This window comes from Pradoshia sp. Z4_20 (assembly GCF_058216035.1).
Genome location: NZ_JBZAJD010000001.1, coordinates 172,539 through 188,518, shown reverse-complemented (window position 1 = coordinate 188,518; position 15,980 = coordinate 172,539). Strand labels below are relative to the sequence as shown.

Annotated in this window: 19 protein-coding genes and 1 other annotated feature; of the genes, 1 reads left to right on the top strand and 18 read right to left on the bottom strand. The window is 40.3% G+C overall.

Annotated elements, in window-relative coordinates; genetic code table 11:
• Nucleotides 1–49 precede the first annotated feature (49 nt).
• The 7 genes from AC4BHP_RS00860 to safA form a co-directional block, all read right to left on the bottom strand.
• On the bottom strand, nt 50–256 hold the full coding sequence (locus AC4BHP_RS00860; protein WP_066105478.1) for a DUF2905 domain-containing protein: 207 nt from the start codon (nt 254–256) through the stop codon (nt 50–52).
• The gene (gene ruvB, locus AC4BHP_RS00855) at nt 253–1,254 is read right to left on the bottom strand and encodes a Holliday junction branch migration DNA helicase RuvB (RefSeq protein ID WP_066105481.1); all 1,002 of its coding nucleotides are present in this window, start codon (nt 1,252–1,254) and stop codon (nt 253–255) included. The genes AC4BHP_RS00860 and ruvB overlap by 4 nt, the downstream gene beginning before the upstream one ends.
• Nucleotides 1,255–1,266: 12 nt before the next feature.
• A complete protein-coding gene (gene ruvA, locus AC4BHP_RS00850) occupies nt 1,267–1,878 on the bottom strand; it encodes a Holliday junction branch migration protein RuvA (RefSeq protein WP_490551090.1) in 612 nt (203 codons plus the stop codon).
• 148 nt (nt 1,879–2,026) lie between these two features.
• A complete protein-coding gene (locus AC4BHP_RS00845) occupies nt 2,027–2,575 on the bottom strand; it encodes an intercompartmental signaling factor BofC (protein ID WP_066105486.1) in 549 nt (182 codons plus the stop codon).
• Between the two features lie 297 nt (nt 2,576–2,872).
• A complete protein-coding gene (locus tag AC4BHP_RS00840; protein WP_180350009.1) occupies nt 2,873–3,571 on the bottom strand; it encodes a metallophosphoesterase family protein in 699 nt (232 codons plus the stop codon).
• A 226-nt stretch (nt 3,572–3,797) separates the two neighbouring features.
• Entirely contained in the window at nt 3,798–4,766 is a 969-nt protein-coding gene (locus tag AC4BHP_RS00835) for a phosphotransferase (protein ID WP_139892615.1), read from the bottom strand.
• Nucleotides 4,763–6,478, bottom strand: coding sequence for a SafA/ExsA family spore coat assembly protein (safA, locus tag AC4BHP_RS00830; protein ID WP_490551089.1), 1,716 nt, complete (start codon nt 6,476–6,478; stop codon nt 4,763–4,765). Before safA ends, AC4BHP_RS00835 begins: the two co-directional genes overlap by 4 nt.
• Before the next feature lie 170 nt (nt 6,479–6,648).
• Between safA and AC4BHP_RS00825 the strand changes: the two genes are divergently transcribed.
• Nucleotides 6,649–7,188, top strand: a complete 540-nt coding sequence (locus AC4BHP_RS00825) for a transcription repressor NadR (RefSeq protein ID WP_139063840.1) — start codon at nt 6,649–6,651, stop codon at nt 7,186–7,188.
• 92 nt (nt 7,189–7,280) lie between these two features.
• On the opposite strand, the gene pheA is transcribed toward AC4BHP_RS00825, so the two are convergent.
• The 11 genes from pheA to minD all read right to left on the bottom strand — a co-directional run bounded on the left by pheA (nt 7,281) and on the right by minD (nt 15,978).
• Nucleotides 7,281–8,123 carry a prephenate dehydratase gene (gene pheA / locus AC4BHP_RS00820; RefSeq protein WP_066105689.1) on the bottom strand — a complete coding sequence of 281 codons (843 nt, stop codon included), beginning with the start codon at nt 8,121–8,123 and terminating at the stop codon, nt 7,281–7,283.
• A 60-nt stretch (nt 8,124–8,183) separates the two neighbouring features.
• Nucleotides 8,184–8,636 carry an ACT domain-containing protein gene (locus AC4BHP_RS00815; RefSeq protein ID WP_066105503.1) on the bottom strand — a complete coding sequence of 151 codons (453 nt, stop codon included), beginning with the start codon at nt 8,634–8,636 and terminating at the stop codon, nt 8,184–8,186.
• Between the two features lie 40 nt (nt 8,637–8,676).
• Entirely contained in the window at nt 8,677–9,966 is a 1,290-nt protein-coding gene (gene obgE / locus AC4BHP_RS00810) for a GTPase ObgE (RefSeq protein WP_139892617.1), read from the bottom strand.
• A 42-nt stretch (nt 9,967–10,008) separates the two neighbouring features.
• Nucleotides 10,009–10,539, bottom strand: a complete 531-nt coding sequence (locus tag AC4BHP_RS00805; protein ID WP_066105512.1) for a Spo0B domain-containing protein — start codon at nt 10,537–10,539, stop codon at nt 10,009–10,011.
• 225 nt (nt 10,540–10,764) lie between these two features.
• A complete protein-coding gene (gene rpmA / locus AC4BHP_RS00800) occupies nt 10,765–11,055 on the bottom strand; it encodes a 50S ribosomal protein L27 (RefSeq protein WP_066105513.1) in 291 nt (96 codons plus the stop codon).
• Between the two features lie 15 nt (nt 11,056–11,070).
• The gene (locus tag AC4BHP_RS00795) at nt 11,071–11,394 is read right to left on the bottom strand and encodes a ribosomal-processing cysteine protease Prp (RefSeq protein WP_066105516.1); all 324 of its coding nucleotides are present in this window, start codon (nt 11,392–11,394) and stop codon (nt 11,071–11,073) included.
• A 10-nt stretch (nt 11,395–11,404) separates the two neighbouring features.
• Nucleotides 11,405–11,713, bottom strand: coding sequence for a 50S ribosomal protein L21 (gene rplU, locus AC4BHP_RS00790; protein WP_066105519.1), 309 nt, complete (start codon nt 11,711–11,713; stop codon nt 11,405–11,407).
• A 13-nt stretch (nt 11,714–11,726) separates the two neighbouring features.
• Nucleotides 11,727–11,799 (bottom strand) — a sequence feature (ribosomal protein L21 leader region).
• Nucleotides 11,800–11,846: 47 nt separating this feature from the next.
• Complete coding sequence (locus AC4BHP_RS00785; RefSeq protein WP_490551088.1) at nt 11,847–13,343, bottom strand: ribonuclease E/G; 1,497 nt, start codon at nt 13,341–13,343, stop codon at nt 11,847–11,849.
• Nucleotides 13,344–13,400: 57 nt separating this feature from the next.
• Nucleotides 13,401–14,267: a M50 family metallopeptidase gene (locus AC4BHP_RS00780; protein ID WP_066105525.1), complete on the bottom strand. Its 867-nt coding sequence runs from the start codon at nt 14,265–14,267 to the stop codon at nt 13,401–13,403.
• Nucleotides 14,260–15,054 carry a M23 family metallopeptidase gene (locus AC4BHP_RS00775; protein WP_181162035.1) on the bottom strand — a complete coding sequence of 265 codons (795 nt, stop codon included), beginning with the start codon at nt 15,052–15,054 and terminating at the stop codon, nt 14,260–14,262. Before AC4BHP_RS00775 ends, AC4BHP_RS00780 begins: the two co-directional genes overlap by 8 nt.
• Nucleotides 15,055–15,174: 120 nt before the next feature.
• Entirely contained in the window at nt 15,175–15,978 is an 804-nt protein-coding gene (gene minD / locus AC4BHP_RS00770) for a septum site-determining protein MinD (protein WP_066105532.1), read from the bottom strand.
• Nucleotides 15,979–15,980: the final 2 nt, after the last annotated feature.

The following is a 15,980-nucleotide window of genomic DNA, read 5'->3' as shown; positions in this document are numbered from 1 at the left end:
CACTCAAATGGCGGAATTTACATCTCTATCTATGACGACAACATTTAATTCATTTAAAACGGCTGATGATATAAAAAAATACTGATAATAAGATACTGACAATAATAGACGTCATAATAGGAAAATAAAATGTAGTATTTCCTTTTTTTAATAAAATATCACCCGGAAGCCGTCCAATTTTAATGAATTGCATTAAAAAACCAACCACAAAAATGGCCACACCTATCATCATAATCGTTTTTGGTAAATGATTCATGAATTTGGCACTTCCAAATTGAAATGGCGATACACATGTTCAGTCACAATCCGGCCGCGAGGGGTACGCTGCATAAATCCAATCTGCATCAAATAGGGCTCATACACATCCTCTATCGTTCCGGATTCTTCCCCAATTGTAGCTGCAATCGTATCCAGCCCTACAGGTCCGCCCTTAAACTTCTCTATAATTCCAAGCAATAACTTTCTATCAATCTGGTCAAGTCCAACCTTATCAACCTGCATTAATTCCAAAGCATAATCAGCTAAACCAAACTGAATATCTCCGTCGCCACGTACCTGTGCAAAGTCACGCACTCTTCTAAGCAATCTATTTGCAATCCTTGGCGTGCCCCTGGACCTGCGGGCAATTTCGCTCGCCGCTGATTCCTCAATAGCCGTATCCAGTACCTGGGCTGTACGTGTCACAATTTCCCGCAGCTGTGACTCAGTATAATACTCCAACCTGGATATGACACCGAAACGGTCACGTAATGGTGCTGATAAAGCACCTGCTCTTGTTGTGGCTCCCACAAGGGTGAAAGGAGGCAAATCCAATCGAACAGAACGCGCTCCCGGTCCTTTACCGATTACGATATCGAGGCAAAAATCCTCCATCGCTGGATACAATACCTCCTCAACAGATTTTGGCAGTCGATGGATTTCATCAATAAATAAAACCTCACCAGGCTGAAGAGAACTTAAGATAGCAGCTAAATCGCCAGGGCGTTCAATAGCAGGTCCAGATGTAGTCCGAATTTCCACTCCCATTTCATTCGCAATGATTGTGGCCAATGTCGTTTTACCAAGTCCCGGTGGGCCATACAGCAGCACATGGTCAAGCGCCTCTTCTCTCATTTTGGCTGCTTCAATAAATACACGTAAATTCTCTTTTACTTTATCCTGCCCAATATATTGTTCAAGTGAATGGGGTCTCAGACTATATTCAAACGTCTCATCCTGATTTTGTGCATGCAGGTCCATGATTCGCTCTTCCAAGTTGTCCACCTCCTATTTCAACATAAGCTGTAATGCACCTTTTATATATTCTTCCGTTGTTTTCTCCTCTTTTTCAAGCTTCGGCACCAATTTCTTAACTTCTTTCTCGGAGTAACCAAGTGCCTGCAAAGCAAGCAATGCTTCTTCCAATGCAATATTCTTGGTGGAGTAGCTCAATTCTTTTCCATCTGCTGTTTGGAATAAATCAGGGAATGCATCTGGAGAAACATCTTCAAGCTTCCCTTTTAGGTCAAGGATCATTTGTCTTGCGGTTTTCTTTCCAATGCCCGGAAATTTAACAAGAAACTTCTCATCCTCAGATTCAATGGCTTCCACAACCTGATCGACTCTTCCACTCGCGAGTACAGCAAGCGCACCTTTTGGCCCGATACCTGTGACATTTAATAATTTTATAAACAGTTTCTTTTCTTCTCTTGAACTAAAACCGTACAGTGCCTGTAAGTCTTCACGTACATAGTGATGTACGTATATTTTCTTTTCCTCTTTCGTTCCGGAAAATACAAATGGATTTGGCGCATGAATTAAATAACCAATCCCGTTATTCTCGACTACTATATATTCAGGACAGACATAGTCTATCCGACCTTTTATAAAATCGTACAACGTTTACCTCTCCTCTAATTCGACTGTAAACCATTGTACCATACTACATTTAACCATTATACACTACCAGCACAAATGTTTGATTTTTTGATTTTTAAGAAAACAGCCAAAAGAGCTGTCGCAGGCAAACGATCAGCTCTTTTATAAATTATTGAAGCGTTTTAGACGTCGGTGTTGAATAAGATTTATAAACTTCCAAGAACTTAAGATATCTTTCTTTATTTACGATCCTAACACCATTCTGCAATTCCGATTTTTCAGTGGATTCCAGCTTCTTTAAATCAATTTGATAGAAAGATTGAATGATTTGATCCCTGGCAGGCTTGCCGTTAAAAATAGTAATCGTTCCATCAGATTTAATCCCAAAATACCCATTTCCCTTTAATAAGGGAGAAATATCATCAACATACGTTTGGAATACAAGCTGCTGATCGTTTTGGTCCACCAATAGCCACTTATCATATTTTCTCCAAAAATCATCCATGGAAATAATCGTTTCCTCGATTTTTTCTTCACTCATCTCTCCATCCAAATATACTCGCTGAAGAATGACTGTTCGCTGGATTGGAGCAATTCCAAGGACCGGACTATCCTGACCGGCATCGTTTCTAACCGCAACACCTACGTGATCATTCATACCTGGAATGACTATTAAACAAAACAAACAAGCCACCAGGAAAAAGTACCGTCCATTCATCTAACCCACCTCACTAAGATGTAAATCAACTCTCCACCAGTATCCCCAAAAAATTGAAATTAATACGAAAAGCTGAGGCGACTGTTCAGGAGCGACAAGCATAAGTAAGAGGCACGCAGGGGACGTCCCTTCCCCGAAGTGGCTATACTTATGACTCGAGGGCCTAGGAGCCGAAGCTGGATCTCACGAAAAGCTGAGACGACTGCACTAAGGACCAAGGACTAAGAACGCCACGTCCTGCAGCAAAATCTTTGTGACTATTGTTTTCTAGAGAGCGGTCCGCTCTTTGTTTATATGTTACCGAATGACATCTTCGTAAGTTACTTGACCTTCTTTTATTCTAATTACATAACCTCTTAACAAATCTATTTCATGAGAGCAAGCGCAATTAAATACATAGGTGTCACCTAATTTGTCCGCTCCAAAATCTTCATGAATATGACCACCTAAATAAATGAGGGGGTTCAGGTTCTCTATCTCCATGCGTAACGACTGGCTTCCCACTCGCTCCCCTCCTGTTATTCTGTCCTGTTTCTCGAATAGCGGAGTATGAGCCACGATAACCAACGGTTCTTTACTTTTTAGTTGTAAGGTGTTTATTTGCTTACGAAATGCTATTTTCAGTTGATCCTCAGAAAGCTCTCGATTTGTGAAAAAAGGTGTTTCCTTGATATATTCAAAGCCCGTAAAGTGAATACCCATATGCTCAACGACTTTACCGTGTAAATTTATGCCGCTCTTTATTTCCGAGTCTACCCAGTCATCGTTTCCTAACACATAATATATTGGAATATCCAAATGTTTAAAAAGACTCGAGATTTCTTGGGCAGATTCCTCCTGGATTGCTTTAAACATCTCAAAAGTGACACTAAATGGTTTTGGATATAAGTCACCCGGGAGAATTAACACATCAACATCTTTTTCTCTTATGACTTCTATGATATGTTTATAGATGTTTCTGTTACCGTGTATATCAGCGATCGAAAGTATATTCATATTGATTCGTTCTCCTCTATCTATTCTAATCATTTGGTTTATTATACTGATTTCAGCTGATTACTGCGGTCTTTTCTGCTCATATTCATTAGTAAGTATCCTTAGCCTTCAGACAGATATCGCTTCTTTCCAAGCTCATGACAAAAAAGATGAACATCCACGACGCTCATCTTTCAATTATCTATTGGTTATTTCACTATTCCTTACATTTTTGCACGATTAATTTTTACAAAAGCCCTATCTTCGACTTCAATTCTCTAAAAAAATAGATTCTCTTTGGTAAATCTTCCACGGTAATATCCCAAAGGGAGTCGAGACGACGGTTGGAACTCCATAATTGATCACGGCAGATGCGATTCCATTCTCTATAAATATCTGTTGGAAAACTAAGCCCAATCAAAAAGAAAGGATTATCCCGATATTTTTTAAACTGAGGAAAAGTAAGAATCTCTTTCAATGAGCAATTATTAAAAATTAGCAATCTGTTGGCATACTGTAAATAATCTATCATAGGCGGTGCTTCAGCCATCAAATCAAAATCAATAAGGAGAAGCTCACCATCATCTTTTCTAAAAAAATTGTGATGTGCCAGGTCGCCGTGAATGATAACAGGATCTTCATCCACTTCCTCAAGCTCGTATGAACCCAGCTTATCCAATGCCCATTCTCCCATTCTTAAATACTCGGTCAGCATCGAGTCGGGAATAACTCTGTTGAGCATATTCCTATTAGATGTAAATTCTCCTAATCGTTCTCTCCATTTTGACACTTGTGAAAAAGTGTGTTTTTCCACTGTCAAATCATTGATGATCGTAGCAGAGGCCTCATGCATCTTATTTAACAATGTCAAACCTTCTAATCGCTCCGAATAATTTTCATACGTAAAGCTTCTTGGATGCTTCGTTAAATATTCTATAAAACCGATTGATTTACCTTTGCATCCAAACGGTTTAATTTCATCGGAAAACACATAAGCTCCATTGAACCCTGCTTTTCGCAGCTTTTTTAAAAATTCGAGTTGCATGAGTAATCTTTTTTGATTTACAAATTGTTTGGCGATAAATATACCCTTATTTGTACTAACCTTAATCAATCTTGGTTTGATAGCTTTCATCTCATAAACTACGATATTTTGTTGACTTAAATAAGCAAGGAGGCAGTCTTTTAGACTGCCTCCCTCCTGCTCCCTCATCATGATTGACCTTCTTGCTCACTGCTTTCTTCCTGTGTCCTTGGCATATCAAATGCTGCCGGCTCGATATGCGGTATCACATGCTGGCCATCGGGATTGTAGGAAGGAGATCCTGTTTCAAACTGCTGACCCCCATACCTTTGATGAAATTGGGAATCCTGAAAAAACGGTTGTTGAGCAGCATGCTGATACATAGGGTGACTCATGCCTTGCTGTTCATACTGACCCATTTGTTGACCCATTCCTTGTTGGTCATACTGGCCCATTGAATGACTCATACCTTGTTGGTCATACTGACCCATTGGCTGACTCATACCTTGTTGGTCATACTGACCCATTGGCTGACCCATACCTTGTTGGTCATACTGACCCATTGGCTGACTCATACCTTGTTGGTCATACTGGCCCATTGAATGACTCATACCTTGCTGGTCATACTGACCCATCGATTGACTCATACCTTGCTGGTCATACTGACCCATTGGCTGACTCATACCTTGTTGGCCATACTTGCCCATTGAATGACTCATACCTTGTTGGTCATATTGATTCATTGGCTGATAAAAAGACCCCTGTGCTCCTGTATCAGAACAGCCGCAGCCTTTCGGTATATACCCATCAAACGGAATATATTGCTGTTGTTGCTGTTGCTGTTGATAATGATGATCCATCATATGGCTTGACGATTCCATCCCATAATGGGAAGATTCATATCCATGATGCCCAAATCCTGGATGTTGATAGTAGCCTTGTGTTCCCTGTACAGGGAATTGGCCATACGGGGACATCGTTCCGCCTTGATGATACCCTTGCTGCTGCGGATAATAATCCCCATGGTGGCCTCCCATCTTATGGCTTGATTCGTGGTGCCCATAGTGAAAGCTTGAACTGTCTTCCATTCCGTCTCCATGACCCCAGTAAGGCTGGTGGAAAGACGGTTGGTGATAAGACGGTCCAGTCATATATGACTGATTAAAATAAGGCGTTGGATAGGCCATGCATGGATGCATCATAACTGGCGGGCAGCATGGATCATAATATGGAATCATAGGCGGACAATATTCCGGCATATACTGCGGCATTGGCTGCGGTTTCGGCATTGGCATGGGCTGTGGCTTCGGCATTGGTTTTTCCATTTTCTTCGGCTTTTCTTTTATGATTGGCTTTTCTTTTATGACTGGCTTCTCTTTAACTTTAGGTACCTCCTTAATAATAGGCATAGGAGGAGGTGTTTGCATTTCCATTTTGGCCATATTCATTAAATAATAGTTGTTGATATCAATTTCTGGTACAACAGGTTTTACAATGGCCTGTGGGGCGACATACGGCATTTTAGGCATTTCTTTAACAGGCTTTTCTTTTTTAATATCCATCGGTTGTATTGGCATCTCCTTCACTGCTGGTGGTGGTGACACAATCGGCATCTCTTTCGGTTTACTCGGAACTGTCTCGGTCTCTGCTTTTATACTTTCCTTCACATTTGAACTCCCACCTGAAATAGGAACTTCCTTTACGGTTCCAAAATTAATCTTTGTATTGCCTCCTTTTTTTACAGATGGAGACGTATTATCGGGTATTTTAATTTTCATGCCAGGCATCAGCATATCCGGATTGCTGAGCTGTGAATTCATTTTCTTTAATGTTTCAAAATTCACTCCATATTTCTTAGCAATCTTCCATAATGTGTCGCCCTTTTGGACGATGTGTATTTTCACGCATAATCCCTCCCTACGCATATGTCCATATATACTATGATTGATTGGGCAGATTGCTATTGATTTAAGAAAATTTATGCGGAATTATTCTGGTTTATGAAGGAAATCCCTCTATGTTACAATAAAGACAACCAGTATTTTAAAATAACACCTAAGCAAGGAGGGCATAAGTGATGACCCAGAAAAAATATACAACAGAAGAACGGCGTAAATATATCCTATCCATTTTAAAAGAACGTCATGAACCGATTACAGGAAGTGAGCTCTCTATTATTTGCTCAGTCAGCCGCCAAATCATAGTTGGAGATATTACCTTGCTTAAAGCACGGAATGAACCAATCATAGCCACGCCAAGTGGGTACATTTATATACATCAAATCGATCCAAAATTGGAACGGAAAACAAGGATTATTGCGAGTTTCCATGCACCTGAACAAGCAGAAGAGGAACTACTGCTTTTAGTGGACTGCGGTGTTACGGTGAAGGATGTAAAAGTGGAACATCCCATGTACGGTGACTTAACAGCATCCATTATGGTCAGCACCAGACAAGATGTCCGGCAGTTTATCGCCAATCTAAAAAATACAAATGCCTCTCTCTTGTCCCAGTTAACAAATGGTTTACATCTTCATACCATTGAAGCTGCAAGTGAAGCGGAGCTCGAGCAAGCAGTACAGGCATTAAGAAATGCAGGTTTTTTGAAAGAATAAAAAGATATGCTGCGCAATTTTAATTATGTAAAAGAATAAATAGGACCCCTGCTGAATATAGCAGGGGTCCTTCGTTTAATCTTGAGTGATGATTAATAACTATAATAACTGCCCATAACCGTGACTTGGCAACCCAAGGCTTCCATTTCGGCAATGGCACCAGGCAACAGAATATCATCCATCTTTTGTTCGATATCGATAATGAAGAAATAGTTGCCAAGTCCTGTTTTTAATGGTCTGGACTCGATTTTGGAAAGGTTAAGCTTCCTCCACGAAAAGGCTGATAACACTTGATGGAGAGCTCCGGCATGGTCAGCTGGAAGCAATACCATAATCGTTGTTTTTTCTCCTTTTTGTTGAATAGGAATCATTTTTTCCGATAACGGCTTATGGCCCAGAATAACAAATCGTGTATGGTTATGAGAATAGTCGTGTATATCCCATTTTACAATCGAAAGTCCATATTCTTCAGCAGCCATTTCATTTGCAATCGCTGCTGTCATCTCATCCGGATGCTCTTGAATATAGTGAGCGGCTGCAGCAGTGGAGGTAATACTTTCACATCGTACGCCTTTCATATCTCCATGCAGGAATTTATGACATTGGGCTATCGCATGACTGTGCGAAATAATCCGATCAATCCTGGTTAACTCATTGACATGAGAAGGATGAACCATTAAATGCTGGCGAATAGGGGCGGAAAACTCTGCAACTATCGGAATCGGGACTTCATGAATCAAATAATCCAGTGTGATATTGACTGATCCCTCCAAAGCATTTTCTAATGGAATAACCGCATAATCAACCAGCTTAGCTTCCACAGCATCCATACATTCAGGAATTGTCATAAATGCCTGCCTTTGTCCATAGGGAAATAATTTTGATGCTGCCAAATCACAAAATGTAGCTTTTGGCCCTAGATAGGCAATACGTATGTCCAAAGTGTTCTCCCCCTGCTCTAAACCTCTCTGTTTCTCTATCTATGTATTTATTTTTCAAGCTCCTGAGCCTAATATTTCAACCTTATCCACGAATTCAAGCCTTTTTAAACGGTTTATAAATTCGTTCATTTCCATATGCATCTCACCTGTATTTAACGATAAGGTTACATTTGCACGTCCCTGAATCGGAATGGTTTGATGGATGGTCAGCACGTTGCATCCCGAGGATGCAACGATACCGAGTAATTCAGAAAGCGTGCCTGACCTGTCTTCCAAATGGAAAAATAGCGTAATAATTTTTTCTTTTACCACTGAATGAAAAGGAAAAACTGTATCTCTGTACTTATAAAAAGCACTTCTGCTTAAATCGACGCTTCTAACAGCCTCCCAAACAGAAACAGCCTTTCCTCTTTCAATCATTTCTTTAGCCTGCAAAGTTTTTTGCATCGCCTCAGGCAATACATCTTCCCTGACTAAATAAAATTTCTTATCAGCTTTATTATGCAAGCAAGTTCACCCTCTTTGGAACCATCCTAAAACTTTGTGCTTAATCTACAAATTCAAATTCATATTCCATTAAACGAACAATATCTCCGTCAACTGCTCCGCGCTGTCTAAGAGCTTCATCCACACCCATTGCTCTAAGCTGGCGGGCAAAGCGTTTAATAGATTCATCACGGCTGAAGTCTGTCATCTTGAATAGTTTTTCAAGCTTATCGCCAGTAACAACAAAGGTACCGTCCGATTCTCGTGTAATAACGAATTCTGCTTTTTCTGCCTCATGTTTATAGAGAACACGATGAACACCGCTTGTCTCTTCTTCATGCTCAAGCGGGAATTCCGGAGTTTCCTCAATTTTATCGGCAACAGCAAACAGTAATTCACGCAAGCCTTCATGAGTAACCGATGAAATCGGGAAGACTGGTACATCATCTTCTAGCTGTTCTTTAAAAGCCTTTAAATTCTCTTCAGAATCAGGCATATCCATTTTACTTGCTGCGATAATTTGCGGCCTTTCCGTTAGGCGTAAATTATACTCTTCAAGTTCCTTATTAATTGTCACATAATCTTCATAAGGATCACGGCCTTCCTGACCGGACATATCAATGACATGGACGATTACACGCGTACGCTCAATATGGCGCAGGAATTGATGACCCAGCCCAACACCTTCATGAGCCCCTTCAATCAGTCCAGGTAAATCTGCCATGACGAAGCTGCGTCCATCTCCGGTTTCAACCACACCTAGATTAGGGACAATCGTAGTGAAATGGTACTCAGCAATCTTTGGCTTGGCAGCTGAAACAGACGATAGCAATGTGGATTTACCTACACTCGGAAATCCAACCAAGCCTACATCTGCCAGTAATTTCAATTCCATAATTATATCACGTTCAACCCCTGGTTCACCCTTCTCAGATAGTTCAGGAGCTGGGTTTGCAGGTGTAGCAAAACGAGTATTACCACGTCCGCCTCGTCCGCCCTTCGCAATAATGGCACGCTGGCCGTGTTCGGTTAAATCTGCAATAATTTCACCAGTATTGGCATCTGAAACAACTGTGCCCGGAGGAACTTTGACAATCATGTCAGCTGAATTCTTACCATGCTGATTTTTAGACATTCCATGTTCCCCTCTGGGTGCTTTAAAATGCCTTTTATATCGGAAATCCATTAGTGTGCGAAGTCCTTCTTCTACTTCAAATACAACATTTGCTCCATGGCCTCCGTCTCCACCGGCCGGACCGCCCTTAGGTACATACTTTTCTCTTCGGAAAGCGACCATTCCATTGCCGCCATCTCCACCTTTAACGTAAATCTTGACTTGATCCACAAACATGGGTGGTAACACCTACTTTCTGCTTTTGCAACTCTTTGATTGTTATCTTACCGTTATTTCAAAATAAAAAGAATTAATATCCTCTGTAATGCCCGATATTTTTAAAGGCTCTTTTACCTGAAACATTTTTATTAATTCTTCTTTATTGTTTACTGGTCCCTGAAAATCAAAACCAATCTTTAATGAATCCTCATCTGTTTTGCTGAGCAGGATGGTTAAATGCAGGATATCTAATGCTTCTATTTGCCTATTCACTTCATTGAAAAACTTCTTCATCCAATTGGTTATCAATTCATCCAATTCCGGATAGCCTTTTATATCATCCATAATTTCATATGTAATATGGAATTTGTAATGAAGCCACTTACCTGTCAATAAAAGTTCGGAAAGCATCGGCATATTCATATTTGAGATTTTCGCTTCCTGTTGTGCTTCAATAATGATTTCATCTACAAGACCAGATACTCTATCCATTTTACCTAATGCCATATTTCCTTTAATCAGCTGTATTTTGTTTAACCAATCATGACGTGCATGCCTCAGTAATTCTACAGTCGTCCATTTTGTTTCCATCTTAATACATTCTCCTGTCGGATTGGAATAATGAGGTCCTGGAAAAATCGCAAATCATCTATTACAGTATAACAAATTTAGCGGAGTTTCAGGAGAGGAATATATTCGCCAGCAGTAAATAACTTGGGGTACATACGGAAGTATAATGGTTTTAACCAAAAAAACTCATATCTAAAAAAGAAAACTCCAACCAACAAGGTTAGAGCTTCTTTTGACTGTTACTTATTATGCTTCTTGTGCTACTGGGTAAACGCTGACTTGTTTCTTGTCACGACCCAAGCGCTCAAATTTAACAACTCCGTCAATTTTAGCGAAAAGAGTGTCGTCTCCACCACGGCCAACGTTCAAACCTGGATAGATTTTTGTACCACGTTGACGGTAAAGGATAGAACCACCACTTACGAATTGTCCATCAGCACGTTTAGCGCCAAGACGTTTAGAAATGGAGTCACGACCGTTCTTTGTAGAACCTACTCCCTTTTTGGAAGCGAAGAACTGAAGATCCAATCTTAACATGTATTCCACCTCCTGTTAGCTAAGAATAATTTTCATGTATCTACCATAGTCACGTTCAATCGTTTGTAAGGAAACAAGCATGCCTTCGAGTAACAATTGTACCTTGTCATCGCTATCCGTTTCCGGAAAATGGACTTCAAGAAAACCGCCATCTTTACCTGCCTGTTTAATGATGGGTTCAACAGTAGTTAAACTCATCACGGCATTTACAGAGCCAAAAGCTACTGCAGATACCCCTGCACAAACGATATCCTGACCTTTTTGTGCAAAATCGGCGTGTCCTGATATACTGAACGAAGAAATTCGCTCATCAGCTCGCACTACCTTTACTTTAATCATACGCGTCGCCTTAGAAGCTAATCTTTTCGATTGTTACTTTTGTGTAAGGCTGACGGTGACCTTGTTTTTTACGGTTGTTCTTTTTCGCTTTGTATTTGAAAACGATGATTTTCTTTTGTTTGCCGTGTTTTTCAACTTTACCTGTTACAGTAGCGCCTTCAACAACAGGGCTTCCAACTTTCACATCTTCTCCACCTACAAAAAGAACTTTATCGAAAGTAACGATGCCACCTTCTTCAACGTTCACTTTCTCAACGTAGATAGATTGACCTTCTTCTACTTTCACTTGCTTTCCACCAGTTTCAATAATTGCGTACATACCTGCACCTCCTTAATTGTCTAAGACTCGCCGACGGCAGGCGCCATAATGGACTTATTACCTGACGTGTGCGGTTGTAGCATGGGTGCTACAAACTTAACATAAAAATACTATCATAATCAGACAAACATTGTCAATCATGATTTACTAACATACGGATAATAGGCTTGCTTTTTATTCCTTCCTCTGTACGCTTCAAACGCTCTTCAAGATCCTTCTTATTTCCGAGGGCTCGAATTTCAAAACGATTGGCCCCTGTCATTCTTCCCTCCGTCACAAATATATTTTTAGTGCCTGACAGGATATGTATTTTCACCGCATGAATATTGTCCTTGATATACGTGTAAAAGGATGAATCAACCACAACCCATACAGAATCATCCAAGCTGTATTTTAATGCCTCTAACTGACGTTCCAATTCATATATCGCGCTCTGACGGCTTTTTATTAATCCTGTTCCGCTGCATTCCAAGCAGTCTTCTTGAAGAATTTCATATAAATCCGGACCTTCTTTTTTTCGTGTTATTTGCATGAGTCCTAGTTCGGTAAACCCAATGACCACAGAACGCAGCGGATCATCTTTTAAGGCTGTTTCCATTGCTGCCTGTACTTGATGACGATGCTCAGGGGATTTCATATTAATAAAGTCAATTACAATAATCCCGGATAAATTGCGCAGAATCATCTGTCTTCCTACTTCTGTTGCGGCGAGTATATTTGTATCCAAAATTGTTTTATTTATGTCGTGCTTTCCAGTAAACTTACCCGTATTTACATCTATCACATGCATGGCTTCTGTTTTTCCAAAAAGTAAATACGATCCGTTCGAAAGCCAGACTACCTTTTTGACTGCTTTCTCCAATTCTTCAGTAACGCCGTGGGAATCATACAGACCCACTTTATCCTTTTGAAGCTTTGCTTCCCATGTTTCAGGTAGTACAGAACGGAGTAATTGCATTCCTTCTGCAGAATTAGTCCAAAGGTCCCCAGTTGTCCCTGTTGTCCAGCTTTCTATCAGATTCAGAATGCGATTTTGATCGCTTATAAGCGCTGGAGCTTTACTTTTTGACGCTTTTCTTTGTAATTGCTCATAACGTTCACGCAACTCGCTAAGCTTCGAGATAAAGGATTCTTCATCCGCATCCAAGAATGATGTACGAACAATCACACCTTCATCTTTTTGCAGATTCTTGGCTGTTATATGTTTCCACTTCTGAACAGTCTTCCTATCTGCTTTTTTAGAAGTACGGACAAAATGTTCACCCTTTATATAAACAATTTCAGGCGAAGAAACTTCAATTAACGCACTTATTTTAGCGCCTTTCGTTCCTTCTGGGTCCCGCAGAATGCGTACAAGCAGCTTTTCACCTTGCTTTACATATGTTTTTGCCTCAGGGTCTAAATGGTAGTTCGGCGTTTCTTCAAATGGCAAATAGGCATTTTTATCAAACCCAATATCCACAAAAGCTGCGTTCATACCCGGTACAATTTCCCGAACAATTCCAATGTAAACATTGCCGGCAAATGGGCCCTGCCCTTCTCTTTCAATATGTATCCTCATCAGCTTATCATCTTGCAATAAACCGAGACGTCGTTCCGTTCCTTGAAAATCAAGCACTATTTTTTTCATTAAAAAAATCCTCTCGTTGGCTCATTAATCTTACTTTAACGAGTCAGGAGAGGAGCGTCAATAAGGATACAAAAGTTCTCCAATAGGCCGATATGCCAATTTTGATGTAAAACAGGCATGTAAAACCTCCGCTTCATCCAGCTTCCCTAATTCTTCATCCTTGTTTTTCACGATTATAATATGCTTATTGTCTCTACGGAAATCCTCAAGTATTTTATAAATCTTTATATCCTTTTCCGCTTCCAGCCGTGATATCGCTCTAATATCCTTATTATGTCCATAATGTCTTTCCATCAAAAAGCGTAAAAATACAAATTGACGGTGTTTCCACTCCTTCCATAAAGAAAAGATCAGAAAGCCAACAACCATCCACCAATTCATATTTAGCGGATTAACAGCGACCAATCCGATTAAAGCAAGAAACAGACTGACACCGGAAATGATAATAATTAGACGGTGCGCATGCAGGAAGGGCATCCGCTTGCTTAATAAAACAAACAACGCTTTTCCTCCATCCAGGGGCCAGATAGGGGCTAAATTTATAAATAAAACAATAAAATTATATAGAATTAAACTGGTATAGATATAATCTGATATAAAGCCAATTGTGTAAAAAAGATAAGTCAGCAGCAAAATCCAAACATGCTGCAAAGGACCGGATGCCAACACAATTAATTCCTCATGCCATGGCCGGTTTCCATGCTCATCTGTCTCCAGCTCTCCGCCAAAAGGCAAAAGTGTAACTGATTTTATCCTCCAGCCAAATAACTGCGCAGCAATAGCATGACCCAGCTCATGACATAATACGATTGCAAACATTAAAAGCAATTCAGTAAACCTGGCTGTCAACACACCAAGAGCAAGTAACAACCAGGTTAATGGATGAATGCGTATTTTCGTAAGCACAGGCCATATTTTATTCAAACGAGATCACCTCATTAGGATCAATAAACTTTCCATTGGCTTTCAATGCAAAGTAAAACTCCCCCTTGTCCGGCTCATCCGACGGCGATACTATTCCTACCTTCGTTCCTTTCTTAATTTGTTCATACAAATTGACGTTTATCTCCTGCAGGTGAGCGTACCATGATTCACTCTTATCCGGATGCTGGACAATAACTGTTTTTCCGTGTGTCTCCTTCTCACCTGCGTAGATAACGACCCCCTCTTTAATCGTGTCAACCGATGTATTATTGGATGTTTTGATTAAGACCCCCTGTCCATCCTTCACAAAGCTTTTCATAATGGTGCCTGTTGCCGGCGTGGCAAAACGATTATCAGCAGCATTATTATTTTTAGATTCATTCACCGATTCCTCAGGCAAAAAAGCAAATGGCTTTCCGACTGTATCCTCAAACCAGCTAGATACTGACGCAAATTGAAATTCCTTCTGATAGACTTGGTCAAGGGTAGTTTTCGCTGTCTGGGTCCATGGAGCAGAAGTTCGATAAATAATGGCCATGCACAAAACCAAACAAACAGAAGCAAGGATACGAAATAAGATCCAATCTTTGTTTATAATAGGCGGCTTTTTATGCTCACTCACCCCTTCTTCATATACGAAAACATTTTCAGAACCCCATTCTTTCTCATCTTCCATTTCCGGCCATGTCGGTCTTTCATTCCTCTTACTGGCATTCATCATTCTTTCCCGATTTTTTCTTCTCTCGGCAATGCGCTTACGAACTTCTGAGCTACTTTGGCTGCCCATCCTTTCACCTCTCTTATACAGCTCTTTTCTAAAAGATATGTATAGTCGGTCCAAGCTATGCCATGCAGACATACAAAAAAAGGACCTCTAATCAGTTTGATTAGAGGTCCTCACTTACTATTACTTAACACCAAATAATTTTTTTATCCGCTTAAACATTCCTGTTTTCTCATCTTCAAGTGGTTTTAGCGGAATGGATTCACCTAAAATACGTCTCGCAACGTCTCGATAGGCAACAGATGCTCGATTATTCGGGTCAAACACAATCGGCTCTCCCTGGTTTGAACCCTTAATTACGTCATCATCATCAACTACAATCCCAATCAAATCAATGGATAGATGAGTAGTAATTTCATCAATATCTAGCATATCGCCCATTTTTAGCATATGATTTCGAATACGGTTGATGACTAGTTTTGGAGATTCGACATTTGGTTCCTTCTCCAATAACCCGATAATCCGGTCCGCATCTCTGACTGCAGATGTTTCAGGTGTCGTTACAACAATTGCTTTATCAGCGCCAGCCACTGCATTTTTGTACCCTTGTTCGATACCGGCTGGACAATCAATAATGATATAATCAAAATCTTGTTTCAAAGTATCAATTAACTGCTTGACCTGTTTTGGATTTACGGAGGTTTTATCCGCTGTCTGTGCTGCAGGCATTAAATAAAGACGATCATCAAAACGCTTATCTTTCACAAGCGCCTGATGGATTTTGCATCTTCCTTCAATCACATCTACCAAATCGTAGATAATACGATTTTCAAGGCCCATTACTACATCCAGATTTCTCAAACCTATATCAGTATCGACCAAACAGACTCTTTTCCCCATTAACGCTAAGGCAGTTCCGACATTGGCAGTAGTAGTCGTTTTCCCTACTCCACCTTTACCGGATGTTATTACTATGGCCTCTCCCATGG

Bases quoted from the DNA above. Each gene is read 5' to 3' on its own strand.
- AC4BHP_RS00860 (WP_066105478.1), bottom strand. From the start codon at position 256: ATGAATCATTTACCAAAAACGATTATGATGATAGGTGTGGCCATTTTT.
- AC4BHP_RS00845 (WP_066105486.1), bottom strand. From the start codon at position 2,575: ATGAATGGACGGTACTTTTTCCTGGTGGCTTGTTTGTTTTGTTTAATA.
- AC4BHP_RS00840 (WP_180350009.1), bottom strand. From the start codon at position 3,571: ATGAATATACTTTCGATCGCTGATATACACGGTAACAGAAACATCTAT.
- AC4BHP_RS00835 (WP_139892615.1), bottom strand. From the start codon at position 4,766: ATGATGAGGGAGCAGGAGGGAGGCAGTCTAAAAGACTGCCTCCTTGCT.
- obgE (WP_139892617.1), bottom strand. From the start codon at position 9,966: ATGTTTGTGGATCAAGTCAAGATTTACGTTAAAGGTGGAGATGGCGGC.
- AC4BHP_RS00805 (WP_066105512.1), bottom strand. From the start codon at position 10,539: ATGGAAACAAAATGGACGACTGTAGAATTACTGAGGCATGCACGTCAT.
- rpmA (WP_066105513.1), bottom strand. From the start codon at position 11,055: ATGTTAAGATTGGATCTTCAGTTCTTCGCTTCCAAAAAGGGAGTAGGT.
- AC4BHP_RS00795 (WP_066105516.1), bottom strand. From the start codon at position 11,394: ATGATTAAAGTAAAGGTAGTGCGAGCTGATGAGCGAATTTCTTCGTTC.
- rplU (WP_066105519.1), bottom strand. From the start codon at position 11,713: ATGTACGCAATTATTGAAACTGGTGGAAAGCAAGTGAAAGTAGAAGAA.
- AC4BHP_RS00785 (WP_490551088.1), bottom strand. From the start codon at position 13,343: ATGAAAAAAATAGTGCTTGATTTTCAAGGAACGGAACGACGTCTCGGT.
- AC4BHP_RS00775 (WP_181162035.1), bottom strand. From the start codon at position 15,054: ATGGGCAGCCAAAGTAGCTCAGAAGTTCGTAAGCGCATTGCCGAGAGA.
- minD (WP_066105532.1), bottom strand. From the start codon at position 15,978: ATGGGAGAGGCCATAGTAATAACATCCGGTAAAGGTGGAGTAGGGAAA.